This window comes from Pseudactinotalea sp. HY158, from assembly GCF_009660225.1.
Classification (GTDB): Bacteria; Actinomycetota; Actinomycetes; order Actinomycetales; family Beutenbergiaceae; genus HY158.
Genome location: NZ_CP045920.1, coordinates 1,025,689 through 1,050,879 on the forward strand (window position 1 = coordinate 1,025,689; position 25,191 = coordinate 1,050,879).

The 25,191-nt window shown below is 73.3% G+C and carries 25 protein-coding genes; 13 read left to right on the top strand and 12 right to left on the bottom strand.

Features of this window, described 5'->3' with window-relative positions; translation table 11 throughout:
- Positions 1–5: 5 nt before the first annotated feature.
- The 4 genes from GCE65_RS04560 to GCE65_RS04575 are packed head-to-tail and all read right to left on the bottom strand — an operon-like array spanning position 6 to position 4,094.
- Positions 6–1,073: a MoxR family ATPase gene (locus tag GCE65_RS04560; RefSeq protein WP_153877533.1), complete on the bottom strand. Its 1,068-nt coding sequence runs from the start codon at positions 1,071–1,073 to the stop codon at positions 6–8.
- A complete protein-coding gene (locus GCE65_RS04565; protein ID WP_153877534.1) occupies positions 1,070–2,215 on the bottom strand; it encodes a DUF4350 domain-containing protein in 1,146 nt (381 codons plus the stop codon). Before GCE65_RS04565 ends, GCE65_RS04560 begins: the two co-directional genes overlap by 4 nt.
- Positions 2,212–2,904: a DUF4129 domain-containing protein gene (locus GCE65_RS04570; RefSeq protein WP_153877535.1), complete on the bottom strand. Its 693-nt coding sequence runs from the start codon at positions 2,902–2,904 to the stop codon at positions 2,212–2,214. Before GCE65_RS04570 ends, GCE65_RS04565 begins: the two co-directional genes overlap by 4 nt.
- An 11-nt stretch (positions 2,905–2,915) precedes the next feature.
- Positions 2,916–4,094 (bottom strand): hypothetical protein, encoded by a 1,179-nt coding sequence (locus tag GCE65_RS04575; protein WP_153877536.1) that lies wholly within the window; start codon positions 4,092–4,094, stop codon positions 2,916–2,918.
- 162 nt (positions 4,095–4,256) lie between these two features.
- Between GCE65_RS04575 and mtrA the strand changes: the two genes are divergently transcribed.
- The 7 genes from mtrA (at position 4,257) to GCE65_RS04610 (ending at position 14,894) form a co-directional block, all read left to right on the top strand.
- The gene (mtrA, locus tag GCE65_RS04580) at positions 4,257–4,940 is read left to right on the top strand and encodes an MtrAB system response regulator MtrA (protein ID WP_152817624.1); all 684 of its coding nucleotides are present in this window, start codon (positions 4,257–4,259) and stop codon (positions 4,938–4,940) included.
- 11 nt (positions 4,941–4,951) lie between these two features.
- Positions 4,952–6,634 (top strand): MtrAB system histidine kinase MtrB, encoded by a 1,683-nt coding sequence (gene mtrB / locus GCE65_RS04585; RefSeq protein ID WP_228760116.1) that lies wholly within the window; start codon positions 4,952–4,954, stop codon positions 6,632–6,634.
- Positions 6,631–8,328, top strand: a complete 1,698-nt coding sequence (locus GCE65_RS04590) for an LpqB family beta-propeller domain-containing protein (protein ID WP_153877538.1) — start codon at positions 6,631–6,633, stop codon at positions 8,326–8,328. The genes mtrB and GCE65_RS04590 overlap by 4 nt, the downstream gene beginning before the upstream one ends.
- Positions 8,329–8,440: 112 nt before the next feature.
- The gene (locus tag GCE65_RS04595) at positions 8,441–9,157 is read left to right on the top strand and encodes a ComF family protein (RefSeq protein ID WP_153877539.1); all 717 of its coding nucleotides are present in this window, start codon (positions 8,441–8,443) and stop codon (positions 9,155–9,157) included.
- Between the two features lie 187 nt (positions 9,158–9,344).
- Positions 9,345–9,995, top strand: a complete 651-nt coding sequence (gene hpf / locus GCE65_RS04600) for a ribosome hibernation-promoting factor, HPF/YfiA family (RefSeq protein WP_152817628.1) — start codon at positions 9,345–9,347, stop codon at positions 9,993–9,995.
- A 183-nt stretch (positions 9,996–10,178) separates the two neighbouring features.
- Positions 10,179–13,034, top strand: a complete 2,856-nt coding sequence (gene secA, locus GCE65_RS04605) for a preprotein translocase subunit SecA (protein ID WP_153879164.1) — start codon at positions 10,179–10,181, stop codon at positions 13,032–13,034.
- A 108-nt stretch (positions 13,035–13,142) separates the two neighbouring features.
- Positions 13,143–14,894, top strand: a complete 1,752-nt coding sequence (locus GCE65_RS04610; RefSeq protein WP_153877540.1) for a glycoside hydrolase family 13 protein — start codon at positions 13,143–13,145, stop codon at positions 14,892–14,894.
- 22 nt (positions 14,895–14,916) lie between these two features.
- Here the strand turns inward: GCE65_RS04610 and GCE65_RS04615 are convergent, their stop codons facing one another.
- Entirely contained in the window at positions 14,917–15,399 is a 483-nt protein-coding gene (locus GCE65_RS04615) for an Rv3235 family protein (RefSeq protein ID WP_153877541.1), read from the bottom strand.
- Positions 15,396–16,289: a LysM peptidoglycan-binding domain-containing protein gene (locus tag GCE65_RS04620; protein WP_153877542.1), complete on the bottom strand. Its 894-nt coding sequence runs from the start codon at positions 16,287–16,289 to the stop codon at positions 15,396–15,398. The genes GCE65_RS04615 and GCE65_RS04620 overlap by 4 nt, the downstream gene beginning before the upstream one ends.
- Before the next feature lie 193 nt (positions 16,290–16,482).
- On the opposite strand from GCE65_RS04620, the gene GCE65_RS04625 reads away from it, so the two are divergent.
- A complete protein-coding gene (locus GCE65_RS04625) occupies positions 16,483–16,992 on the top strand; it encodes a hypothetical protein (RefSeq protein ID WP_153877543.1) in 510 nt (169 codons plus the stop codon).
- Between the two features lie 19 nt (positions 16,993–17,011).
- On the opposite strand, the gene GCE65_RS04630 is transcribed toward GCE65_RS04625, so the two are convergent.
- Complete coding sequence (locus tag GCE65_RS04630) at positions 17,012–17,224, bottom strand: helix-turn-helix domain-containing protein (RefSeq protein ID WP_370460186.1); 213 nt, start codon at positions 17,222–17,224, stop codon at positions 17,012–17,014.
- Between the two features lie 161 nt (positions 17,225–17,385).
- Between GCE65_RS04630 and GCE65_RS04635 the strand changes: the two genes are divergently transcribed.
- From GCE65_RS04635 to GCE65_RS04645, 3 genes are read left to right on the top strand one after another with little or no spacing between them, the layout of a single operon-like run.
- A complete protein-coding gene (locus GCE65_RS04635) occupies positions 17,386–18,006 on the top strand; it encodes a hypothetical protein (protein ID WP_153877544.1) in 621 nt (206 codons plus the stop codon).
- Complete coding sequence (locus tag GCE65_RS04640) at positions 17,999–19,369, top strand: hypothetical protein (RefSeq protein ID WP_153877545.1); 1,371 nt, start codon at positions 17,999–18,001, stop codon at positions 19,367–19,369. Before GCE65_RS04635 ends, GCE65_RS04640 begins: the two co-directional genes overlap by 8 nt.
- Before the next feature lie 16 nt (positions 19,370–19,385).
- The gene (locus GCE65_RS04645) at positions 19,386–19,823 is read left to right on the top strand and encodes a hypothetical protein (RefSeq protein WP_152817635.1); all 438 of its coding nucleotides are present in this window, start codon (positions 19,386–19,388) and stop codon (positions 19,821–19,823) included.
- 131 nt (positions 19,824–19,954) lie between these two features.
- Here GCE65_RS04645 and hisN read toward each other — a convergent pair whose 3' ends face one another.
- The 4 genes from hisN to GCE65_RS04665 are packed head-to-tail and all read right to left on the bottom strand — an operon-like array spanning position 19,955 to position 23,703.
- Positions 19,955–20,767, bottom strand: coding sequence for a histidinol-phosphatase (hisN, locus tag GCE65_RS04650; RefSeq protein ID WP_152817636.1), 813 nt, complete (start codon positions 20,765–20,767; stop codon positions 19,955–19,957).
- A 29-nt stretch (positions 20,768–20,796) separates the two neighbouring features.
- On the bottom strand, positions 20,797–21,798 hold the full coding sequence (gene rsgA / locus GCE65_RS04655; RefSeq protein WP_152817637.1) for a ribosome small subunit-dependent GTPase A: 1,002 nt from the start codon (positions 21,796–21,798) through the stop codon (positions 20,797–20,799).
- The gene (gene aroA, locus GCE65_RS04660) at positions 21,798–23,135 is read right to left on the bottom strand and encodes a 3-phosphoshikimate 1-carboxyvinyltransferase (protein ID WP_153877547.1); all 1,338 of its coding nucleotides are present in this window, start codon (positions 23,133–23,135) and stop codon (positions 21,798–21,800) included. The genes rsgA and aroA overlap by 1 nt, the downstream gene beginning before the upstream one ends.
- A gap of 58 nt (positions 23,136–23,193) precedes the next feature.
- Positions 23,194–23,703 (bottom strand): DoxX family membrane protein, encoded by a 510-nt coding sequence (locus tag GCE65_RS04665; RefSeq protein ID WP_153877549.1) that lies wholly within the window; start codon positions 23,701–23,703, stop codon positions 23,194–23,196.
- 319 nt (positions 23,704–24,022) lie between these two features.
- Between GCE65_RS04665 and GCE65_RS04670 the strand changes: the two genes are divergently transcribed.
- Positions 24,023–24,637, top strand: coding sequence for a sigma-70 family RNA polymerase sigma factor (locus GCE65_RS04670; protein ID WP_152817639.1), 615 nt, complete (start codon positions 24,023–24,025; stop codon positions 24,635–24,637).
- The gene (gene rsrA / locus GCE65_RS04675; RefSeq protein ID WP_152817640.1) at positions 24,634–24,930 is read left to right on the top strand and encodes a mycothiol system anti-sigma-R factor; all 297 of its coding nucleotides are present in this window, start codon (positions 24,634–24,636) and stop codon (positions 24,928–24,930) included. Before GCE65_RS04670 ends, rsrA begins: the two co-directional genes overlap by 4 nt.
- Positions 24,931–25,036: 106 nt before the next feature.
- Here the strand turns inward: rsrA and GCE65_RS17010 are convergent, their stop codons facing one another.
- On the bottom strand, positions 25,037–25,111 hold the full coding sequence (locus GCE65_RS17010) for a 50S ribosomal protein bL37 (RefSeq protein ID WP_370460214.1): 75 nt from the start codon (positions 25,109–25,111) through the stop codon (positions 25,037–25,039).
- Between the last annotated feature and the right edge of the window lie 80 nt (positions 25,112–25,191).

The following is a 25,191-nucleotide window of genomic DNA, read 5'->3' on the forward strand; positions in this document are numbered from 1 at the left end:
CGCCGTCAGCGGGGGACCGGCACGGTGGCGATGACGCCGTCGATCACGGAGGCGCCGGTCACCCCCTCGAGGAGGGCCTCGGCCCGCACCTGCAGCCGATGCTGCAGGGTGGGCTGCGCGAGCGCCTTGACGTCGTCCGGGGTGACGAAGTCGCGGCCCGAGAGCCACGCCCACGCCCGCGCCGTGCGCATGAGGGCGGTCGCGCCCCGCGGGGAGGCCCCGAGGGAGAGGGAGGGGGAGGTGCGGGTGGCCCGGCACAGGTCGACGACGTAGCCGAGTACATCGGGGGCCACCTCGACCCGGGACACCTCGGCGCGGGCGGCGGCCAGGTTCTCGGCGCCGGCGACCGCCCGCAGCCCCGCCGCGGCGAGGTCGCGCGGGTCGAAGTCGTGGGCGTGTCGGGCGAGCACCTCGACCTCCGCGGCCCGCTGCGGCAGCGGCATCGTGAGCTTGAGCAGGAACCGGTCGAGCTGGGCCTCGGGCAACGGATAGGTGCCCTCGTACTCCACCGGGTTCTGGGTGGCGATGACCATGAACGGATCCGGCAGCGGCCGGGGGGTGCCGTCGACGCTCACCTGCCGCTCCTCCATCGCCTCGAGCAGGGAGGCCTGGGTCTTCGGCGGGGTGCGGTTGATCTCGTCCGCGAGCATGAGATGGGTGAAGACCGGCCCCTCCCGGAAGGAGAATTCGGCCGTGTGCGCGTCGTAGACGAGCGATCCGGTCACGTCGCCGGGCATGAGGTCGGGGGTGAACTGCACCCGCGTCATCCCCAGGTCGAGCGCGGCGCCGAGGGCGCGCACGAGGAGGGTCTTGGCCACCCCCGGCACCCCCTCGAGCAGCACGTGCCCCCGGCAGAGCAGCCCGATGACGAGGCCGCTCACGGCGGCGTCCTGGCTCACGACCGCCTTCGCCACCTCGCCCCGGATGCGTCCCAGCGTCGCGTGCACGGGTGAGGCGGGGGCGGGCGCCGGGCGGACGGTCGCCGCGGCGGGGGCGCCGCCCTGCTCGGGGACGGCGAAGCCCGGCTCCCGGGGCAGGTCGCCCGTCCCCGGGGCTCCGTACGGATTGGTCATCGGTGATGAACCTCGCTCTCGAGTATGTCCAGTGCGTGTGCCAGCGTGCTCAATCCTGCCGCATCCGTCGGCGGCGGGCCGTAGAGGACCGCCGCGATCGCCGCCGGCGGGCGGCCCGTCAGGGCGCCGATCCGGCCGGCCACCTCCGCCCGCCCCGCGCCCGGGGCGAGCCCGATCCGGTCGGCCATCCGGCCCGTGGCACCGGCGCGCAGCGCCCGGGCGGCGTGCGGGACGTCCCGGTGTCGCCGGTACAGGGCGCCGCGACCGGAGACCGTCTCCGAGGCCGGCACGGTCACCGGCAGGGGTTCGACGGCGAGCCGTCCGAAGCGCGGGATCTGCCACCAGGCGAGGGCGAGGGCGAGGATCCCCGCGGCCGTCCACAGCAGCGTGAGCGGATCGGCGGGCGCCGCGGACTCGCCCGTGGGGTCGTCGGTCGAGGCGACCATCCAGGTGAGCTCCGAGCCGGTGCCGAGGACGCGCAGGGCGAGCGCGGCGTTGCCCGCCTCGGCGAGCGAGCGGTTGAGTGCGACCTCCCGCGGAATCACGGTGATCGAGCGCCCGTCCTGCTGCCAGCGCACCATGAGGGCGCCGCCCGCATTCGCCACGGGGAAGCATTCCATCGCCCCGTCCGGGCCGGTGAAGACGGGTCCGCCGGCCGCGATCGACCCGGCGGCGACGGCGTCCGGGTCGGAGCAGTCGGCGGCGACGGTGCCCGCGGCCGCGTGCCCCGCGCGCACGAGCCCCGACGTGGCCGCGGACGGGTCCTCGGCCAGGCCGCCGGCGTCGAGGAGCACGAGGTCGGTGCCCAGGCCGGTGATCCGCTCGAACTGCTCGGGGGTGAGGCGGCCCGGGTCGACGATGGCGATGGTCTCGGACGCCTGCTCGAGCGTCGCGTCGGTGCGCACCGAGACCCGCACGTCGACGCCGTGGGCGGCGAGGATCCGGGTGACCGCCATGGCGCCGTTCCCACGCGAGTTGTCCGGGTGGCCGGGGATGGTCGAGGGCTGCCGGGACATGAGTTGGGCGGCGATCCCCACGCCGAGGAGCACGACCGCGACGATCGCCACCGCCCACCACCGGGCCCTCCCGGAGCCGCCGGCGGAATCGGGCAGCCGGGTGATCGGTGCCGGGCGCGAGGTCATCGAAGGACCCCGGTGCGCTCTGTCTGCTCAGTCTGCTCAGTCAGCTCTCTCGGTGCTGCCGGTGCCGGTGCCGGCCGGGTACGACGGATGCGGTCGTCGAGGTCGACGAGACGGGTGAGGTCGGCGGGGGCGGCGGCCTCGTCGCCGTAACGGACCGCGTCGAAGAACCGGGCCGCCCGGTCGAGTTCCTCGGCGTGCCCGGGCAGCTGCACCGCGGCCCCGGCCGCGGCCTCCCGGGCCGTGCGCCCCGGGCCGTCGGAGCCGATCGCCCGTTCGTCCAGGCCGCGCACGAGGGCGCGGAACATCTCGACGACGGCGAGCGCCGAATCACCGCGGTCGCCGGCGGCGCGGGCGGCGGCGCGCAGCTGCGCGGCGGTGCGCTCGTCGTCGTGCTCGAGCACGGCCGCAGCGGCGTCTCCAGGCCGTCGCCGGTGCCCGCCCGGCCGGCCGAGGACGAATGCCCCGAGCGTGATCGCGGCGATGACCACGAGCAACAGGATCGGCACGAACGCGATGCCGAGGCCACCGGCCGCGTCGGCCAGGCTCTGGATCCAGCCGGAGATCGCCTCGAGCGCGACCTCGAGCCAGGACCGGCCGTCGTCGTGATAGACGGCCTTGCTCAGCTCGCGTTCGGCCCACTCCCGGGCCTCGTCGGCATCGGGCAGGAGCGGGGGCTGCAGTCGGCGCACGGGCGGCTCGATCAGCGCCGGGCGGCCGCGGCGAGCTCGACGTCCAGGGCCTCGTAGCGGATGCGCTGGTCGATGTAGAGCAGGGCGACCACCGAGGCGAGGAACGGGGTGGTGAAGGCCTGCACGAGCGCGCTGAGCGCGACCGAGACGACCATCGCCACGGTGGGGGAGGCGAGCGAGGCCAGGCTCGAGCCCGGCCCGGAGATCATCCCGGAGACGACGCCGATGATCACGCTGGTGAGCAGGTAGATGCCCAGGATCCGCCAGAAGGAGCGGATCCCGAGCCGCCAGCCGCGCCGCAGCGCGGTGCCGACGCCGGCCCGCTCGAGCATGAGCGCGGGGGTGGCGAGCAACGTGACGGTCGCGAGGAACAGCATCGCCGCGAGCGCCACCACGACCAGCAGGAACGTCACGAGCGCGCCCGCGGTCAGCCCGACCGCGGCGAAGGTGAGGACGGCGAGGACCGCCGCGATCCCGACCGGAGCGACGACCAGGAGGGTGACGAGCAGCGTGAGACCGAGCAGCCGGGCGAACAACGGGGCCGACTCGCGCCAGGCCTCACCGAGGGAGAGCTTGCGCCCGAGGACCGCCTGGCTGACGGTCTGCATGAGCAGGCCGGTGAGCAGCGTCGTCACCACGAGCGAGAGGAGCGAGGTGATGCCGGTGGTCACGGCGAGCGACCCGAGGGTCGAGGTCATCTGATCGAGATCCTCCTGCGTGAGGGTCTCGGGGTCGCTCGGCGTCCACGCCGCGAGCTCGGCGAGCGGGCCGGCGCTGACGAGGTAGGTGAGAACCGCGAGCACGGTCACGACGATTCCCGAGAGCACGAACATGACCACCGGGTTCGTCCGGATCGCCCTGAACGCCCCCTCGTAGAGGTCGCCCAGGCGCAGCGGGCGCAGCGGGATGATGCCGACCTGTGCCTGCGGCAGGCCGGGTTCGGGGCCGGACGGGGCGCCGTACTGGCCGTACTGGCCGTACTGACCCTGCTGGCCGTACTGGTCGTGCTCGCCCTGCTGACCGTATTGGCCGTACTGACCCTGCTGACCGTATTGGCCCTGCTGGCTCCCGTCGCCGTGCTGCTGCGGGGCCGGCGCTCCGGAGCCGTAGCCGGACGCCGGGGGAACGCCCCAGCCGCCGGCCGGCTCGGGCCGGTCGGGTTGCTGCGGGCCGGTGGGTGGGTAGGACATGACTCCCCTGGGGTTCGACGCGAATCGTACTCATCCTGCCATCTTCCGCGGCCCTTTCGAAGCGCCGCATCCGCCCCGTCCCCGCTCCCGCGGGGGCGGGGAGCCCGCGTGTCCCGGGCACCCTCCCGGCGCACGGGGAGCGACGATGAGACCATGGGTGCCATGAGTGCTCGAGTCTTGGTGGTCGACGATGATGCGGCCCTGTCGGAGATGATCGGTATCGTGCTCGAATCCGAGGGGTTCGAGGCGGTCTTCAGCGCCGACGGCACCTCCGCGATGGAGGCCTTCCGCGCGAGCGGCCCCGATCTCGTGCTGCTCGACCTCATGCTGCCCGGCATCGACGGCATCGAGGTGTGCCGGCGCATCCGGGCGGAGTCCGGGGTGCCGGTCATCATGCTCACCGCGAAGAGCGACACGGCCGACGTCGTCGTCGGGCTCGAGGCCGGGGCCGACGACTACATCCCCAAGCCCTTCAAGCCCCGGGAGCTCGTGGCCCGAGTCCGTGCCCGCCTGCGCCGCCACGACGAGGACGAGGTGGAGAAGCTCGCCGTGGGCGACCTGGCGATCGACGTCGTCGGACACCGCGTGACCCGCGGTAACGAGGTCATCTCGCTCACGCCGCTGGAATTCGACCTCCTCGTCGCCCTCGCCCGCAAGCCCTGGCAGGTGTTCTCCCGCGAGGTCCTCCTCGAGCAGGTGTGGGGCTACCGGCACCAGGCCGACACCCGGCTCGTCAACGTGCACGTGCAGCGGCTGCGGGCCAAGGTCGAGCGGGATCCCGAGAACCCCGAGATCGTCGTGACCGTCCGCGGTGTCGGATACCGGGCGGGCGCCGGCGGCGAATGAGGCCGGCCCAGGTGGCGTTCGGACGCCGGGTGCGGGCCCGGGGGCGGTACCTGCGTAGGCGGGCCCGACTGTGGGGCTACGCCTGGCGGCGCAGCCTGCGGCTGCGGGTCGTCTCGACGACCGTCGTCATCGGCATCGGATCGCTGCTGCTGCTCGGCACGCTCCTGTCGACCCAGGTACGCGACGGGATCTTCGACGACCGCGCCGAGCAGGTCCTGGCCGACGCGGCCTCCCGCACCCAGTCGGCCCAGGACCGCTTCGACTCCGCCACCGCGAACAGCACGCAGGCCGTGCAGCAGCTCGCCAACGACACGGTTCGTTCGCTGCAGGAGACCGCCGTGGGCACGGCCGGTGTCGTGCTGCTGCGGTCGCAGGATGCGACCGGTCCGATCGAGATCCTGCCCTTCGCGACCGATCCGCGGCTGCGGGCACTCATCACCCCGCTGCTGAGCCAGGCGGTGCGGGAGCAGGACCGGCAGCAATGGCAGTCGGTCGCGATGCCGGTCCCGGGCGAGGCCGGCGTGACCGCCCCGGGGATCGCGGTCGGCTCCCGGGTCCTCATCCCCGGGGCGGGCGAGCACGAGCTCTACTTCATCTACTCCCTGGCCGCGGAGCAGGACACGCTGTGGCTGCTCCAGCGGGCCCTGGCCGTGGGCGGCCTCGCGCTCGTGGCGATGCTCGTCCTCATGACCTGGTACATCACCCGCCAGGTGCTCGACCCGGTGCAGCAGGCCGCGAAGGTGGCCGCGACCCTCTCGGCCGGCGGCCTCGACGTGCGGATGCGGGTCGTCGGCCGCGACGAGCTCGCCCTGCTCGCCCGCTCCTTCAACGACATGGCCCAGAACCTCCAGGACCAGATCGAACGGCTCGCGGAGCTCTCCCGGATGCAGCAGCGGTTCGTCTCCGACGTGTCCCACGAGCTGCGCACCCCGCTCACGACGATCCGGATGGCCTCGGAGCTGCTGTACGAGAGCCGCGAGCAGCTGCCCGCCGCGCAGCGCCGCTCCGTCGAACTGCTCGCGACCCAGCTCGACCGGTTCGAGGCGCTCCTGGCCGACCTGCTGGAGATCTCCCGATTCGACGCCGGCGCCGTCGAGCTCGAGGCGGAGCAGTCGGACCTGCGCGGCGTCGTCGACCGGGTCGTGGGCCTGACCGAGGCGATCGCGGCCGATCGGGGCTCCTGGCTCGACGTCGACCTGCCGGCCGTCGGGGTCGCCGCCGAACTCGACTCGCGCCGGATCGAGCGGGTGGTCCGCAACCTCGTGGTCAACGCGATCGAGCACGGGGAGGGGCACCCGATCGAGATCCGCGTCGGCGCCGGGCCCCGCGCCGTGGCCGTGAGCGTGCGCGACCACGGCGTCGGCATGACCGCGCGCCAGGCCGAGCACGTCTTCGACCGGTTCTGGCGGGCCGATCCCGCCCGCCAGCGCACCCTCGGCGGCACCGGGCTGGGACTGGCGATCGCGCTCGAGGACGTGCGGCTGCACGGCGGCGCCCTGGAGGCGTGGGGGAGCCCCGGGGAAGGCGCGTGCTTCCGCCTCACCCTGCCCCGGCGGGCGGGCATGACGATCGACCCCGCCTCCGAATCCCCGCTGCCGCTGCGCCCGGACCGGACCGCGGCCGAGACCGAACGGCCCGCCACCGATCCGAGCGGACCGGCGGCCGTGCCCGAGCTCGACCAGGAGGAGCAATGACCACGCGACGCCCCGGCCCACGCGCCCTCGCAGCGGTCCTCATCGGTGCCTGTGCCCTCGCCCTGAGCTCCTGCGTCGGCCTGCCCACCTCCGGCCCCGTCCATGCCGGGGTGGACTCCGCCGTGGAGCCCGACGCGATCGTCTTCCTCGCCGCCGACCCGCGCCCCGGCGACGACCCCGAGCAGATCGTGCGGGGCTTCCTCGACGCGAACCCCGCGGGGGTCGCCGACCGGTTCGAGACGGCCCAGAAGTATCTGACGGAGGCCGCTCGCTCGACGTGGCGACCCGGCGGTGGCGTGACGATCTACTCCGGCACCACCCCGCCGTCCGTGCACGAGGTCGAACCCGGCCACGTCGCGGTCGAGCTGACGGTCGCGGCCTACGTCGACGAGACGGGGGTGTACACCGAGGAGGCCCCGGGCGCCGAGAAGACGATCGAGTTCTCGCTCGCGCGAGTCGGCGACGAGTGGCGGATCTCCGGGCTCGATGACGGGGTGATCATGTCCGCGGTGAACTTCGGCTCGCAGTACCGCCAGGTCCCCCTCTACTTCCTCTCTCCCGACCTGCGCTTCTTCGTGCCGGACACCCGCTGGTTCCCGCAGGGGAACGCCGCGACGTCGGCGGTGCAGGCCCTGCTGCGCGGACCGGTCGGCTGGCTCGCGCCCGGCGTCATCACCGCCTTCCCCTCCGGCACGAGGGCCGAGCCGGTGACGATCACCGAGGGCGTGGCGGAGGTCGGGCTGTCCCAGGAGGTGCTCGCCGCCGCCGGACCGGACCGGCAGATCCTCCTCGCGCAACTGCAGCAGACGCTCACCCGGCTCCCGCAGGTGCGCCGGGTCCACGCGACGGCCGGTCAGGTCGACCTCGAGGAGGGGGTCACCCCGATCAACCCGACCCTCGACCCCGCGGTCGGGGTGAATCCCATCGGCATCTCGGACGGGACCCTCGCGACCGTCGCCGGGGGAGAGGTGAGCCCGCTGCCGGACTCGGTTCCGCTCGCCGCGGGCCGCTATGGGGCGCTCGCGGTGCCCTACGGCGACGGCCCCGTCGTCGGCCTCGTCGGCGGCGACACCCTCGCGACCCTGCCGACCGCCGAGACCGAGTCCCGGACCCTGCTCGAGGCGCCCGGCCCGCTCGTGGCGCCCAGCTACGACCGGTTCGGCCTCGTGTGGACGGGGGCGCAGGAGAACGAGGGCCGCCTGCTCACGGCCGACCCCGTGACCGGGGAGCAGACCGAGGTGGCGGCCCCGGCGCTCACGGGCCGACACCTGCGGGCCCTGCGGGTGAGCCGGGACGGCGCACGGCTCGCCGTCATCACCGAGGCGGACGGCGACGTCGCGGTGCTCGTGGGCGCGATCGTCCGCGACGAGCAGGGCACGGCACTCGACCTCGGCGGGGCCCAGCGGGTGGGCCAGGCACTCACGGACGCCACGGCGCTCGTGTGGATCGACGAGCAGGAACTCGGCGTGCTCGGCATCGCGAACAACTCCCCGCAGACCGTGCACGTCGTGCCGATCGGGGGCCCCACCGCCGCGCTGCCCTCGGTGCCGGACGTGGTCTCCATCGCCGCCGGGCGCGGCGAACACGAACTGTGGCTCGGCACCGCGAACGGCGACCTCTACGCCCGCTCCGGGAACGGGTGGCGCAAGGTGGGGGAGGACCTGACCCTGACCGACCCGACCCTGCCGGGCTGACCGGCCTGCCCGCCCGCCCGCCCGCCCGTCCCGGCGTCCACAGGCCGCCCGGCCGTCCACAGGCCGGGGCCGGCGCGATGCGCCGCGGGCGGTGGGCGGGCAGGCTCGGTCCATGGTCATCGCCCCGCGCCCGGTGCGCCTGCTCGCGCGGGCGGCGAGCGATCTCGTGCTGCCGAACTGGTGCCCCGGCTGTGGCCGTCCCGGGCGCGTGCTCTGCTGCGACTGCGAGCGGGAGTTCCGGCACTGGTTCCGGGCCGACGTCGATGCCGCGAACCTGGCCACGCTCGGACTTCCCACCTGGTCCGCGGCCGGATACCACGGCCCGGTCCGGCGGATCGTCATGTCCTGGAAGTCCGGCAGCCGCCCGGATCTCGCCGAGCCGATGGCCCGGATCGGCCGCGGGCTCGGCACCCGGCTCGGACGGACACTCGCCGTCCCGGTCGCGCCGGGCCCGCTCGCGGTCGTGCCCGCGCCGTCGGGGTGGCGCCGGCGCTGGCGCGGCCGGGAGGTGGTCGAGCCCTGGGCGCGCGCCGTCGCCGCGGGACTCGCGGCCGAACTCGGAACGGACGTGCCGGTGACGGTGCTCCTGGCCCGCACCGGCGGCCGGAGCCACCACCTCGGTGCGGCCGCGCGCCGGGACGAGCGGGAACGGGCCATCGGGCGTCGCCGGGGCGCGACCGCGGAACCGGCGGCGGGCTACGTGCTGGTCGACGACGTCGTCACGACGGGCGCGACGCTCGCGGCGGCCGCGACCGCGCTCGGTGGAGCAGCCCTGGCCGCGGTGACGCTGGCCGCGACGCCGGCCCCGCGGCGTCGTCTCGAGGTCTGAGACATGGCCTTTGCCAGGCAACTCCCAGGGCGAAACGAGTGCATCGGCGCGGCCGTTCTTATAGCGTTCAAGGACAGTCGTCCACTCAGGCGGGAGGTGGTGGAGCGCGCGGCGTCGCGGCATCGAACGCGGCGAATTGTCGGGCCGGAACGGGCCCAAATCAGTGTGAAGAAGCATGGAGGTCGTCATGGAGATTGTGGTTGTTGGTCGCCACACCGAGGTAGCAGATCGGTTCCGTCGCCACGTCGAGGACAAGCTCGGCAAGGTGGGCCAGTACTCCCCCTACGCGCAGCGGGTCGACGTCGAGGTCAGCCACGAGCGCAACCCGCGGCTGGTCGAGCGCTCCGAGCGCATCGAGCTCACGGTCCGGGCCAAGGGCCCGGTCGTGCGCGCCGAGGCGAGTGCCACGGATCGCTACGCCGCGCTCGACCTCGCCACCGCCAAGCTGTACGAGCGGCTCCGCCGCGCTCGTGATCGGCGGAAGTCGCACCACACCCGCGGGCAGTTCCCGGACCACGTCGTACCGAACGAACTGCTCCCGACCCCCGAGCCCGAACCGGTCGAGCCCGACGGACTCGTCGCGCCGACCGAGCCGGGGATCGCCGTCGAGAGCCAGTTGGGCGATTCGCCGGTGCTCGTGCGCCAGAAGGTGCACGAGACCACCCCGATGAGCGTCGACCAGGCGCTCGCCGAGATGGAGTACGTGGGCCACCCGTTCTACCTGTTCATCGACGCCGAGACCCACCAGCCGTGCGTCGTCTATCACCGGCACGGCTGGACCTACGGCGTCATCCGCCTGGCCGTCGAGGTCACGGCACCGGAGCCGGCGACCGTCTGAGTCGGCGCCCCCTCTCCCTGCCGGCCCGCCCCGTAACCGGGGTGGGCCGGCAGGGAGTTCGTCCGTGCGGGGACCGGGCCTCTTGCGGCTTCCTTTACGATGGTGGGGTGAGCGATCCCACGGTCGCAGCCATCTGACTAACTAGGAGTCCCGCACGTGTCGATCCTCGATCGCATCATCCGTATGGGTGAAGGCAAGACCCTCAAGCGCCTCCAGGGCCTGGTCAACCATGTCAACACCCTCGAGGAGGACATGCAGGCGCTCTCGGACGCCGAGCTGCGGGAGGAGACCGACCGGTTCCGCGAGCGGCTCGCGGACGGCAGCGCCTCGCTCGACTCGCTCCTGCCCGAGGCCTTCGCCGCGGTCCGGGAGGCCGCCGTGCGCACGATCGGTCAGCGGCCCTACGACGTGCAGGTCCTCGGCGGCGCCGCCCTCCACATGGGCGCGATCGCCGAGATGAAGACCGGTGAGGGCAAGACCCTCGTGGCCACGATGCCCGCCTATCTCAACGCGCTCGGCGGCAAGGGCGTGCACATCATCACCGTGAACGACTACCTGGTGACCTACCAGGCCGAGCTCATGGGCCGGGTGCACCGCTTCCTCGGCCTGAGCGTGGGCACGATCCTCTCGGGCCAGCAGCCGGCCGTGCGCCGGGAGCAGTACGCCGCCGACATCACCTACGGCACGAACAACGAGTACGGCTTCGACTACCTGCGCGACAACATGGCGCTGAGCCTGGCCGACACCGTCCAGCGCGGCCACAACATGGCGATCGTCGACGAGGTGGATTCGATCCTCATCGACGAGGCCCGCACCCCGCTCATCATCTCCGGCCCCGCGTCGGGGGACGTGAACAAGTGGTACGGGGAGTTCGCGCGGGTCGCGCGCCGGCTCACGCGGGACGCGGACTACGAGGTGGACGAGACCAAGCGCAACGTCGGCGTGCTCGAGCCGGGGATCGAGAAGGTCGAGGACTACCTCGGCATCGACAACCTGTACGAGTCGCTCAACACCCCGCTCGTCGGCTTCCTCAACAACGCGATCAAGGCCAAGGAGCTCTTCTTCCGCGACAAGGACTACGTGGTGATGAAGGGCGAGGTGCTCATCGTCGACCAGCACACCGGGCGCATCCTGCCCGGACGTCGCTACAACGAGGGCATGCACCAGGCGATCGAGGCGAAGGAGGGCGTGGCGATCAAGGCGGAGAACCAGACCTTCGCCACGATCACCCTGCAGAACTACTTCCGGCTGTACAGCAAGCTCGCGGGGATGACGGGGACCGCCAAGACCGAGGCGGCCGAGTTCAACAGCACCTACGAGGTCGAGGTCGTGCCGGTGCCGACGAACAAGCCGGTTGTGCGCTCCGACCAGGCCGACCTCGTCTACCGCTCCGAGTCCGCGAAGTTCAACGCCGTGGTCGAGGACATCGTCGCCCGGCACGCCAAGGGCCAGCCCGTGCTCGTCGGCACCACGAGCGTCGAGAAGTCCGAGTTGCTCTCGGGCCTGCTCAAGAAGCAGGGCGTCCCGCACGAGGTGCTCAACGCCAAGCAGCACGCGCGGGAGGCCTCGATCGTCGCGATGGCCGGGCGCAAGGGCGCCGTCACCGTCGCGACCAACATGGCCGGTCGCGGGACGGACATCATGCTCGGCGGCAACGCCGAGCACCTCGCGATCGCGGAGCTGACCGACCGCGGCCTCTCCCCGGTGGAGACCCCGGAGGAGTACGAGGCCGCCTGGGACGAGGCCCTCGCCGACGCGAAGGCCTCCGTCGTGGCCGAGCACGACGAGGTCGCCGAGCTCGGTGGGCTGTACGTCGTGGGCACCGAACGACACGAGTCGCGGCGGATCGACAATCAGCTCCAGGGCCGCTCCGGCCGTCAGGGAGACCCGGGCGAGTCCCGGTTCTACCTCTCGCTCGAGGACGAGCTCATGCGCCTCTTCGCCACCGGATTCGCCGAGCGCTTCATCGGCGCCGCGTATCCGGACGACCTGCCGCTCGAATCGAAGCTCGTGACCCGCACGATCGAGGGCTCCCAGCGCAAGATCGAGGGCCGCAACGTCGAGATCCGCAAGAACGTGCTCAAGTACGACGACGTGCTCACCGAGCAGCGCAAGTGGGTCTATCACGAGCGCCGCGACATCCTCGAGGGCATGGACGTCGAGCCGCTGGTCAAGCAGTGGATCGACCAGGTCATCGCGGGGGTCGTCGGCTCCGCCACCGCCGGCTCGAGCCCGGAGGAGTGGGACCTGGGGCAGCTGTGGACCGACATCCGACAGATCTTCCCGGTCTCGATCACCGCCGACGAGGTGGTCGAGGACGCCGGGGCGGCGATCCGGGTCACCTCCGAGCAGCTCACGACCGAGCTGACCGCCGACGCCCACGTCGCCTACGAGGCCCGCGAGGCCGAGCTCGGCGGTGACATCATGCGCCAGCTGGAGCGCCGCGTCGTGCTCTCGGTGCTCGACCGGAAGTGGCGCGAGCACCTGTACGAGATGGACTACCTCAAGGAGGGGATCGGGCTGCGGGCCATGGCCCAGCGCGATCCGCTCGTGGAGTACCGCGACGAGGGGCACATGCTCTTCCAGGCGATGGCCGAGGCCATCAAGGAGGAGTCGGTCGGGTTCCTGTTCAACCTCGAGGTGCGCAAGCCGCAGGAGCAGGCCGCGCCGGCGGAGGGCGAGCCGGCGGCGGGCGAGCCGGCGGCCGCCGTGACCGGCGGCGCAGCCGCGGCGCAGACCGAGGGCTCGGCGGGGGCCGAGGACCCGAGCACCGCGGGCCGGACGAAGGACCGGGCCGCCCAGAAGAACTCCGGCCGGCGGGCGGGCGCGAAGACCGCCCCGGTTCGGGACGCGCTCGGCCTCGAGGTCGAGGACGCCCCGGCGAAGCTCAACTACTCGGCCCCGAGCCTCGACGGCCCCGCCGCGGCCGCGGAGCCCAGCGAGAAGGCGGGCGTCGGCGCCGGAGCGCCCGCGCAGGCCGGGAGTGGGAACCGGGAGGAGCGCCGCCGCGCGGCGAAGGCGGCCAAGAAGCAGCGGTGAGCGCGCCTCGCGCGGACTGAGCCCGCCGCGACCGGTGTCCCCGCGGGGCACCGGTCGCGGCGCGCCCCGCTGTCACCGCCACGAGACGTTCCGGGAGGAATCCGACAGATGAGTGCATCCACGACCGCGCCCTGGTGGCGTGACGCCGTCGTCTACCAGGTGTATCCGCGCTCGTTCGCCGATGCCGACGGCGACGGCATGGGCGACCTGCCGGGGATCACGCGCCGCCTCGAGTACCTGCGCGACCTCGGCGTCGACGCGGTCTGGCTCTCCCCGTTCTACCGGTCACCCCAGGCGGACGGCGGCTACGACGTCGCCGACTACCGGGACGTGGACCCGCTGTTCGGGACCCTGGCGGACTTCGACGCGCTCGCTGCCCGGGCCCGCGAACTGGGCCTGCGACTCATCGTCGACCTCGTGCCGAACCACACCTCCTCCGCGCACGCCTGGTTCCGGGCGGCCCTCGCCGCCGGTCCGGGCAGCCGCGAACGGGCGCGCTACCTCTTCCGCGACGGCCGCGGGCCGGGTGGGGACGAGCCGCCGAACAACTGGGAGTCCATCTTCGGCGGCCGCGCCTGGACTCGGGTGAGCGACCTGCCCGTCGACATCCGCGCCGGTGCCGACGACGACCAGTGGTATCTCCACCTGTTCGACTCGAGCCAGCCGGACCTCGACTGGACCGATCCGCAGGTGCACGCCGAGTTCCTCGACGTGCTGCGGTTCTGGCACGAACGCGGCGTCGACGGGTTCCGGATCGACGTCGCCCACGGGCTCGTCAAGGCCGAGGGCCTGCCCGACTGGGCCGGCACGGTGGTCATGGCCGAGGGCACGGTCGACACTGCGGACACTGCGGACACTGCGGACACGGATGACCCAGTGGACCCTGCGGACACTGCGGCCGCCACGGACTCCGGGCCGATGTTCGACCAGGACGGCGTGCACGAGATCTACCGGGAATGGCATGCGCTCCTGGCCGAGCTCGACCCCGAGGCCGCGCTCATCGCCGAGGCCTGGGTGCAGCCGATGAGCCGGCTCGCCCTGTACGTGCGACCCGACGAGATGCAGCAGGCGTTCAACTTCGCCTACCTCACGGCGGGTTGGGACGCACGTGTCGTGCGCTCCGTGATCGAGGAGTCGATCGAGGTGCTCGGAGCGGTCGGCGCGAGCCCGACCTGGGTGCTCTCGAACCACGACGTGATCCGCCACGCCACTCGGCTCGCCCTGGGTGCGAGCGGGAGCGGACCCAACGGGCTGCGCGCGAGCGACCCGCAACCGGATGCCGCGCTCGGTCTGCGCCGGGCGAAGGCGGCGACCCTGCAGATGCTCGCCCTGCCCGGATCCGCCTACCTCTATCAGGGGGAGGAGCTCGGCCTTCCCGACCACACGACGATGCGTGATGAGTTCCGGGCGGATCCGGCATTCCTGCGCACCGACGGCGCCGAGGTCGGCCGGGACGGCTGCCGGGTTCCCATGACGTGGGCAGGCGGGGAGCCGGGCGCCGGGTTCAGCTTCGGCGCCGACGTCACCGGGTGGCTGCCGCAGCCGGCGGTCTACGCCGACCTCGCGGTCGACCGGCAGGAGGGGCGGGCGGATTCGACGCTCGAGTTCTACCGCGCGGCGCTCGCGCTGCGCCGCGACCTCGGCCTCGGGCGCCGGGAGCTCAGCTGGCGCGCCACCCCCGGCCCCGATGTGCTCGCTTTCGCGGTCGGCGACGTGCACGTGGTCACGAATTTCGGGGATCGCCCCGTGCGGCTCGATGTGTCTCCGGGTGCCGAGGTCCTCATCGCGAGCGGTGCGGTGGATCGGCGCACGGGTTCCCTCACGCTGCCGGGGGAGTGCACCGCCTGGATCCGCGACTGAGCCGCGCCCCGCTCGGCTCCGGTCACGCGATCCGCAACGCCACGGCCTGCCACCGGCCCCGATGAAGGTGGAGGCGGACCGCGACGGCGCGCACCCGGGTGCCGTCGTGCACGACGACCGCGGCCTCGTGCTCGCCGTCGGAGATCGCGCAGTGGTGGACCCGCAGCACGGTCACGGCCGGGGGAGTGCCCGCGCGTCCGCGGATCGCCCGGCTCAGTTCCGCCCGACGATTGACGACGGTCCACACCTCCTCCGCGAGCCATCGGCGCACCTGCGCCGCCGGCCGGGTGCCGATGAGCACCTCGACCACGGCCCGGGCGAGCACGCCGGACCAGCGGGCCGGATCGGGTGGGGGCTCGGTTTCGCCGCCGATCGCCACGAGTGCGGGCGGCTCCGTCTCGGGCACCGGCACCTCCGCCTGGATCACGAGCGGATCCCAGGCTGCGCGGGGACCGGGCCGAATCGGCCGGGCGCGACGGGAGTCCCGGGTGGGGGTGATGGTCATCGTTCCTCCTCGAACCACGACGTGGGAAGGTGCAGGACCTGTCCGGGCAGGATGAGATCGGGATCGGTCCCGATCACGTCGGAATTGGTGTCGTACAGCTGCGGCCAGGCGGCGGCGACCTCGCGGTCGGCCGGTGCGTTCGACCCGCCCAGGTGCGCGGCGGTGATCGACCACAGCGAGTCGCCCCGGCGTACCTCGTAGCGCGTGGACGAAGCCCGCGGCGGCGCGTGGGTGAGGCCCGTGGCCCCCGTCGGCTCAACGGACTCAGTCGGCACAGTGGGCTCAGTGGGCTCGGTGGGCTGAATCGACTCGGTGGACTCAGTGGACCCACTGGGCTCACTGGACTTGCTGGACTTGCTGGACTTGCTGGACTCGATGGGCTCGGTCGGCTCGGTGGGGGCCGCCTCGCTCACGGGCCAGCCCAGGTCGAACGGCAGCTCGACGGGTGGGCCGGCCGCGGTCGGTTCGGCGGTGGGCGACTCGCTCCCCGACTCCGCGGGTCCGGTACCGACGGGTCCGGTATCGACGGGTCCGGGCGCGGACCAGGACGGGGCGGCGATCCCGAACGAGACCGAGGTGGCGACGCCGACCACGGCGAGGCGGCGGAGCAGCGGTGCCCCGGAGCGCCGCAGCCAGGCCTCGCCGGCCCGCCATCCGGTCCCCGCCCGCCCGATCATCCGGGCGGTGATCGACAGGCACGCGATGGCCCCGGTCACGGTGTACCAGGCGAGGCCTGCGAGGCCGAGCGCGACGACGCAGAGTGCGACGGCGTCGTCCACCCGCTCGAGGTCGGACCACCACTCGACGGCGAGGAGTGCGAGCATCGTGCCGGTCGTCGCGCTGAGGAGCGTGAGGGCGGCGGCGACGGCCAGACGCAGGATCCCGGGCATCCTCACCCTCCTCACGGTGTTGAACACGTCATTCGATATCGGTTCGTATCGGTTCGTATCTATCTGATGCGGTCAGTTCTACTCGCTGTTCGAGCGCGTTGTCCAGGCCCGGGAGCGAACCGGTGGAATCTGTGGACGAGTCGGATGGGTGGAAACAGCCCCCGGCCGGGGGCGGACTGCCTACCCTGGTCGGATGCGATGGGACGACCTCTTCGCCGACCTGGCGGCACAGTTCGATGCGGCCCAGGTGAGCGTGAGCGAGGAGGAGATCGCCGACATGGCGCGGGCGGAGGCGGCCACGACGGCGCTCGCCGACCGGCTGCGCGCACGGCTGGGCGCCCAGGTGCACCTCCGGCTCCACGGTGCTCACAGCCGGCAGGGGCGCCTCGTGCAGGCGCACGCGGACTGGTTCGTGCTCGCGAGCGGGCACCGCCGCAGCCTCGTACCCGCCACGGCGATCGCCCTCGCCTGGCCGCTCGCCGGCACCGCCCCGCCGGCGGCGGGCCTCTCACGCCGGCTTCCGTTCGGGCACGCGCTCCGGGCGCTCGCGGCGGCGGCGCCGTCGGTCCTGGCGGTCTCCACCGCCGGTGAGCACCACGGCCGCATCGTGCGGGTCGGGCGCGATCACCTCGACCTGGCCACCCCGGCGGCCGTGCTCTCGATCGGCTGGACGGCGCTGCTCACCCTCGACTCGCGGCCGTGACCGCTGTGTGTGGCGGGCGTCAGGCGGGGCGGGTGCGCTCGTCGGATTCGGCGTAGCAGCGCTCGATATAGGCCTCGAGCTCGACCCGCTCGATCCGCCACGTGCCCTTGCCGCCGACCTGGATCCCGCGCAACTCCCCGCTCCGCACGAGCGCACGCACGGTCGCCATCGAGACCTGCAGGATCTCGGTGACGTCCGCGAGGGTGAGGAAGCGCGGCTCCATGGACTCCATCGTCCTAGTCTCGCACCGATGCCGACGCCTGTGGAGACCGCGCGAACGCGCCTGTGGAAAACAACGCAAACCTCCACGCGGACCGGCCCGCTTTGGCAGGATGGACGGCGAAGAGCTCCGTGTCAGTGTCGCACGAAGGAAGGGCTCTGCGGGAGGGAAGCATGTCGTCGCTGAAGATCCGGCGTCCGCACTGGCGCGATCCGCGCCTGGGGGTGGGGGTCGTCCTCGTCGCGGTCGCCGTCGCCCTCGGAGCGTGGACCTTCGCCCAGGCCGACCGCACGGAACCGGTCTACCAGGCGAGCCGGGTCCTCACGCCCGGCGAGCCGCTCGACTCCTCGACCCTCACCCTGACGCGGGCGCGCCTCACCGGGCTCTCCGAGCACTACCTCACGCCCGACACTCTCGAGCCCGGATCGGTCGCCACCCGGACGATCGGTGCCCGCGAACTCGTGCCGGCCGGTGCCGCCGGCGATCCGGGAAGTCTCGACCTGCGCCCGATGACCGTGACCACGACGGCCGCCTCGCCGCTGTCCGCCGGGTCCGTGGTCGACGTGTGGGTCGCGGCCCCCGATCCCGAGACCCGTGCGTTCGCCGACCCCGAGCTCCTGGCCCGGGAGCTGACGGTGCGATCGGTCACGGAGGACACGTCCGTCTTCGCGGTCGGCGGCGGGCAGGCGATCGAGGTGCTCGTGCCCGAGGAACTCGTGGCCGCGCTCCTCGACGCGATCAACTCCGGCGCGGCCGTCTCGGTCGTCCCGCTCCTGGGCTCCGCCCATGGCTGAGGTGGCCCTGCTCATCGCGCTGCGCGGCCCGGCCGAGGAGTTCCTCATCGGGGAGATCGCCCCCCGCAGCGATCTCGTGGTCACGCGCCGGTGCATCGATGCCGCCGAGGTGCTCGCGGCCGGGCTGGCGGGCCTGGGGCGCCTCGCGATCGTCGCCCACGATCTCGGGGTCGACCGGGCGCTCGTGGCCCGGCTCGGGCAGGTGGGGGTGCGCACGGCCGTCGTGACCGAGCCCGGCCGCGTCCCCGAGGTGGAGGCCATCGGCGCGGTCCCGCTCGTGGGTGCCGGCGCCGACCTGCTCCGCGGCATCGAGGCCCTCGCCGAGTCGGTCCGTGCAGGCGACCGGTCCGCAGGCGCGGACGTCCCCGGCGCCCCGGACGCCTCGGATGCCCCTGGATTCCGCGCCTTCGATGCCGCGGGGGCGCCGGATCCGCCAGATTCGCGAGGGTCGCGAGGGCCGGCGGCCGAGGCGGAAGCGTCGGGCCGGATCGTCGCCGTGACCGGCCCGACCGGGGCGCCGGGCCGGACGACCGTCGCGATCAACCTCGCCGCCGAACTCGTGGTCGACGGTGGCCGGACGGTCCTCGTCGACGCCGACGTCTGGGGAGCCTCGATCGCCCCGGCGTTCGCCCTGACCGACACGACGGCGGGGCTCGCCGCGGCCGTGCGGGCGGCGTCCCGAGGCACCCTCGACGAGTCGGGCTTCGAGCGGTTGTGCCTGCCCGTGACCCCCGGGCTGCGGGTCCTGGCCGGTATCGGCAGGGCCGGTCGGTGGCGGGAGGTCGCCGGCCCGGCCCTCGGCGGCGTGTGGGAGGTGGCGCGCCGCGCCGCACCCATGACGGTGATCGAGGCCCCGGTGCTCGTACCCGAGGACGACACCGACGCGTTCGACCAGCTCGGGGCGGGGCGAAACGCGGTGGCCGCCTCCGTGTTCGCCGCCGCGGACGCGGTGGTCGTCGTCGGCGCCGCGGAGCCGATCGGGATCGAACGGCTCGTGACCTACCTGCTCGACCTGCGCGAGAGCCACCCGCAGATCGATCCGATCGTCGTGGTCACCAGGCTGCGGGCGAGCGCGGCCGGGAGCCGGCCGGACGAGTCCGTGCGGGAGGCACTCGCCCGGTTCGCCGGCGTGCACGATCCGGTCCTCGTCGCCGACGACCGCACCGCCTGCGACCGCGCGCTCCTCAGCGGCGGCGTGCTCGCCGAGACCGCGCCCCGGTCGCCGGCCAGGCGCGGGCTGCGCGAGCTGGCCCACAGGGTCGGCCCGCCACCCGACCCGCCCGAGCGGACCGGCGGCCGCCGCCGCGCCCGCCCACGCCGACGCTTCGTGCCCGCGTGGGCGGCCAGAAGGACCGCGGAATGATGGGAGACTGACATCCATGCGTGTCTACCTCCCCGCAAGCGTGGCCGACCTGCAGGCTCCTCGTGGACTGAGCGCCCGCACGGCCTATGCCGCGACCCCGGCGCTGCGCCGACTCCTCCCGGACGAGGACGACGAGGGGCTCGAGTTCGCCGCGTTCCTCGCCGCGGCCGACGCCTCGATCGACGTGTGCGAACGCAGTCGGGTCGTCGTCTCCGCGGACATCGCCGGCGCGACCGACGGCGAGCGGGTCGCCGAGGTGTCGGCGCCCGCGGTTCCGTGGGAGCGGGTCGTGAGCATCCACATCGACGACCTGAGCGACCACGACTGCCGCGATCAGCTCATCGCGGCCCGCGCCGGTGACATGGACGCCCGCGAGCAGCTCGGCGAGGCCGACCTGCTCTGGTACGACGTGAGCGAGCGCGAGGAGATCATCGCCCTGCTGCGGCACAGCTGAGCCGGCCGGAGTCGAGCTGCCCCATGCCCCGTCATCCGCTGTCATCCGCTGTCATCCGCTCGGGTGCTCCGTGTGGCGGGAGCGGCCTCGGCCTCGTGTGCCTGCGGATCGGCGGCCACGGGGCCGACGGCTCAGCGGGCTCGGGCCGCGAGCGCACCGAGCGCCTGCTCGTGCAGCAGGCCGTTGGTCGCCACGGCATTCCCCCCGAACGGGCCCGCCTCCCCGAGGACCGAGGTGAAGCGTCCGCCCGCCTCGGTGACGATCGGGGCGAGCGCAGCCATGTCGTAGAGCTCGAGCTCGGGCTCGCAGGCGATGTCCACCGCCCCCTCGGCCACGAGCATGTACGACCAGAAGTCGCCGTAGGCACGCGAGCGCCAGCACGCGGCCTCGAGGTCGAGGAACTCCTCGATGAGGTCGAGCTCCTCCCAGCCCGCGAGTGAGGAATAGGACAGCGACGAGTCCTCGAGGGCGCGGACCCGCGAGACCGTCAGCCGGCTCGCCTGCGCCAGCGACCGCCCGGCCCAGGCGCCGGCACCCTGGGCGGCCCACCAGCGCCGCTGCAGGGCGGGCGCGCTCACCAGTCCCATGACCATCTCGTCGCCGTCCTGGAGGCCGATGAGCGTGGCCCACACCGGCACTCCCCGCACGAAGTTCTTCGTGCCGTCGATCGGGTCGATGATCCATCGGCGGGAGCCGCCACCGGTCTGTCCGTACTCCTCACCGAGAACGGCGTCCCGGGACCGGGTGCGGGAGAGCTGGGCCCGGATGAGCTCCTCGGCGGCCTTGTCGGCGTCGCTCACGGGGGTCAGGTCCGGCTTGGTCTCGACCTCGAGGTCCGCCGCCCGGAATCGGCTCATGGTCAGGGCGTCGACCTGGTCGGCGATGACGTGGGCGAGGCGCAGGTCGTCGTCGTAGCCTGCGGGTGCCGGGGAGGGAGTGATCATGTCCACGAACCTATCGGTTCCGGGCACCGTCAGCCCTCATCGCCACCCTCGCGGGAGACGAGCAGCCGACGCAGCGAGGCGAGTCGTGCCCGGCCCGCCTCACCGTGCGCGTCGGCCCAGTCGACCAGGGCGCACTCCTCGCCCAGGTGCGTGCAGCCCCGCGGGCAGTCCCGTGCCGCGGCGGCCAGGTCGTCGAAACCGGCGAGCAGCCGATCGGAGTCGACGTGCGCCAGCCCGAACGAGCGCACCCCCGGGGTGTCGATCACCCAGCCGCCGCCCGGCAGCTCGAGCGCCACGGCGGCCGAGGACGTGTGCCGCCCGCGCCCGGTGGTCTCGTTCACCCCGCCCGTCGCCCGACCGGCATCGGGGACGAGCGCGTTGACCAGCGTCGACTTGCCCACCCCCGAGTGGCCGACGAGCACAGACATCCGGCCCGCGAGCTCCGCGCGCAGCGCGTCGAGCCCGTCGATCCGGCCGGGCCGGACCACGGTCGGAACCGCGTTCACGCGCAGGGTCGCGTACAACCCCGCGAACGGCGCCGGATCGGCGAGGTCGGCCTTCGTCAGGCACAGCAGCGCGTCCATGCCGGCGTCGAACGCGGCCACGAGGCACCGGTCGACCATCCGCGGGCGGGGCTCGGGGTCGGCCAGGGCCGTGACGACGACGAGCTGGTCGGCGTTGGCGATCATCACCCGCTCCGCGGCGTCCGTGTCGTCGGCGCTGCGCCGCAGCGCGGTCCGCCGCTCGAGCACGCGGACGACCCGGGCGAGGGTGTCCGGGCGACCCGAGAGGTCACCGACGAGGTCGACGTCGTCGCCGACCACGATCGAGGACCGGCCCAGCTCGCGGGCCTTCATCGCCCGCACCCGCGTGCCGCCCGCGAGGCGGACGACATAGCGCCCACGGTCGACGACGAGGACCATGCCCGTCACGGCGTCGGCGTGGCGCGGGCGCTGCTTCGTGCGTGGCCGCGAGCCGCGCCGGTTGGGCCGGATACGGACGTCCTCCTCGGTCCACTGCCGCCGGGTCATCAGGCCCCCCGGAGCATCCCGGTCCACAGGGCGGGGAAGTCCGCGATCGTCTTGCGGGTCGTGGCCACGTCGCGGATGCGCACGTCCGGCACGGCCAGGCCGATGATCGCCGCGAACGTGGCCATCCGGTGGTCGGCGTAGGTCTCCATGACCGCGCCGCGCAGCCTCGAGCGGCCGCCGTGGATGACGAGCCCGTCGGGCAGTTCCTCCGCCTCGGCGCCCAGGCGCGTGATCTCGGTGACGAGGGCCGCGAGCCGGTCCGTCTCGTGCCCGCGCAGATGGGCCACGCCGGTGAGACGGGAGGTGCCCTCGGCGAGCGTGCACAACGCCGCGAGGGTCGGGGTCAGCTCCCCGGCCAGCGACAGATCGGCGACGAGCGGCGCGGGCTCACCGGTTCCGCGCACCGTGAGCGTGCCGCCCGCGAGCTCCACCTCGGCGCCCATCCGGGTGAGCAGATCCCGCAGGAGGTCGCCCGGCTGGGCGGTCGCGGACGGCCATCCCGGCACGCGAACCGTGCCGCCGGCCGCCAGCGCGGCCGCGAGGAAGGGCCCCGCGTTCGACAGGTCCGGTTCGATCGCGACCTCCCCGCCGGCGATCGGACCGGGCTCGACCCGCCAGCGCCCGCGCCGGGAGTCGTCGATCCGCACCCCCCGCGCGCGCATCGCCTCGACCGTCATCGTGATGTGCGGCACGCTCGGCAGCCGCTCGCCGACGTGGGTCACCGTGATCCCGCGGCCGAAACGGGGCGCGGCCAGCAGCAGCGACGACACGAACTGGGAGGAGCCGGAGGCGTCGACCGCCACGTCGCCGCCGTCCACCCCGCCGCGCCCATGGACGACGCACGGCAGGTATCCGGGACCGTCCCCGCCCGCCGTGCTCGCGCCGGTGCCGGTCACCTCGACACCGAGGTCGGCCAGCGCTTGCAGCACCGGGCCCATCGGGCGCACCCGCGCCGCCGGATCGCCGTCGAGGGTGATCGGCCCGTCCGCCAGGGCGGCGATCGGCGGAAGGAAACGCATGACCGTGCCCGCGAGCCCGCAGTCGATCGCGGCCGGGCCGCGCAGCGGTCGAGGCTCCACGTGGACGGTGCGGCGGTCGTCGCTCACGCTCACGGAGGTTCCGAGGGCGCGCAGCGCCGCGATCATCAGGTCCGAATCGCGGGAGTCGAGCGCGCCGGTGATCGTCGTGGGCTCGGAGGCCAGCGCGGCCAGCGGCAGCGCCCGGTTCATCTGGGACTTCGAGCCGGGGACGACGACGGTCGCGTCGAGGGGCGCGCTCGGCGTGGGCGCGGGCCAGGGATCGGCCGGGAACGAGGCAGCAGAAGCAGAGGTAGTCACCCGGCCAGCCTAGCGGCGAGTGCGGAGTCGCCTGCGAGCCCGGCCCGCCCCGCCGCGGCTACTCCGCGGACTCGGCCGCGTGGGCGGCTCGCCGGTCGTCCCGCCAGCTGCCGAAACGCCAGGCGAGCGAGGGTTGACCGGCCCGGTCCTGGGTCGCGTAGAACAGCCCGGCGATGAGGCCCAGGCGCGTCATGAGCTCGCCCAGGTTCTCCTTCCGGTCGGCCCGGGTGCGCACCGGGTGGTTGACGAGCGCAGGCGGGAGCGCAGTGGCGGCCAGCACGGCGGCGCTCGTGCGCGGCGCCTTCCCGATCGCCAGGCACACACCGGCGGCGAGCATGATCCCGCCGTGGACCCGGGCGAGCATCCGCAGGTTCGACGGGAGCGAGGGCAGCTTGTCGGTGACCTTGTCGGGTACCCGCGCCGAGACCTTCTCGAGCGTGGGCTCGGCGGCCTCCTCGAACCGTCGCAGCCGGGCGACGTGCTCGTCGGGATGGCGGAGGGCGTGGGCGGCGTCGCGGATGAAGACGGCGGCGAGCAGCGGGCGGGCGAGCATGCGCAGGGGACTCATACGTCCATTGCTACCGCAGCGCGGCCTTCGAGGGAAGCGACAATCGCCGCGGGAGTGCACTCTCGGGGCTCTCGGTCCTCTCGGGGCTCTCGGGGCGCTCTCGACTCTCGGGACCGGCAGGGCTCCCGGGAATGGCGGCGCACGCCCCGGCGTTGACTCCGATATGAGCCACCCGAGCACCCTCACCCGTCCGCGCCCCGGTCCGGCGGCACCGGTTCACCGGCCGGTTCACGGGCCGGTTCGGGAACCGGAACGCGGGCCGGTTCGGGCGCGTCGTCCCCCCTGTGCCGGCGGGGAAAGGAGGCTAGGCTCGCGAGTGATGACTACCGATCCAGCCGTCCCGACGCCCGATCCGGACGAGGAGACGACGGCCGAGCGTGACGCGCGGTTCACCGCCGACGCGATGCCCTACCTCGACCAACTCTACGGAGCGGCGTTGCGGATGACCCGCAATCCGGCGGATGCCGAGGACCTGGTGCAGGAGGCCTACACGAAGGCGTACGCGGCGTTCCACCAGTACAAGCCGGGCACGAACCTCAAGGCGTGGCTCTACCGGATCCTCACGAACTCCTTCATCAACAACTACCGCAAGCGGCAGCGGGAGCCGCTGCAGTCCGATTCGCAGGAGGTCGAGGACTGGCAGATCCACCGGGCCGCCTCCCACACGTCGACGGGACTGCGCTCGGCCGAGACCGAGGCGCTCGACGCCCTCGGCGACGACGTGATCAAGGATGCGCTGGCGCAGCTGCCCGAGGACTTCCGCCTGGCCGTCTACCTCGCCGACGTCGAGGGATTCGCCTATAAGGAGATCGCCGAGATCATGGACACCCCGATCGGCACGGTCATGTCGCGGCTGCACCGGGGACGACGCCAGCTGCGTGGCCTGCTGGCCGACTACGCGCGAGGATTGGGAATGAAGGTGAGCGCTCGATGACCGCCGACCCGCAGGCGAGGGAGCCGCGCGAGGACGACTGCCAGTGCGAGGAGGCCCTCGCCCACCTGCAGGAGTACATCGACTGTGAGATGAGCGAGGTCGACACGGTACGCCTGCGCGTCCACATCACGACGTGCCTGACCTGCCAGGACGAGGTCGGGGTCGAGCAGTGGCTGCGGCGGATGCTGCGACGCTCCTGCGTGGAGGAGGCACCCGCGGACCTGCGCGAGCGGGTGCTCACCCAGATCACGGCCGTCCGCGCCGCCGTCGTGCGCGGGAGCGGCCCCCACTGAGAACTCCTGAGCGCCGCTGAGAGCCCCTGAGGGCCCCTGAGGGTCCCTGACAACAACGCGATCGCCCGCCGGATCCGGGATCCGACGGGCGATCTCTCGACCAGAATCAGGCGTTGGGGCGCTTGCCGCTGTTCGCCTTGTTCTTCGAGCGTGCCTTGCGCTTACGTCCACGCTTGCTCATGTCGTGCTCCTCGTCCAGTAGTGCTGCCGGTCCATAGTGTCATACGGCGACCGAGGCGGAAAATTGCGCCGGCCGGTGTC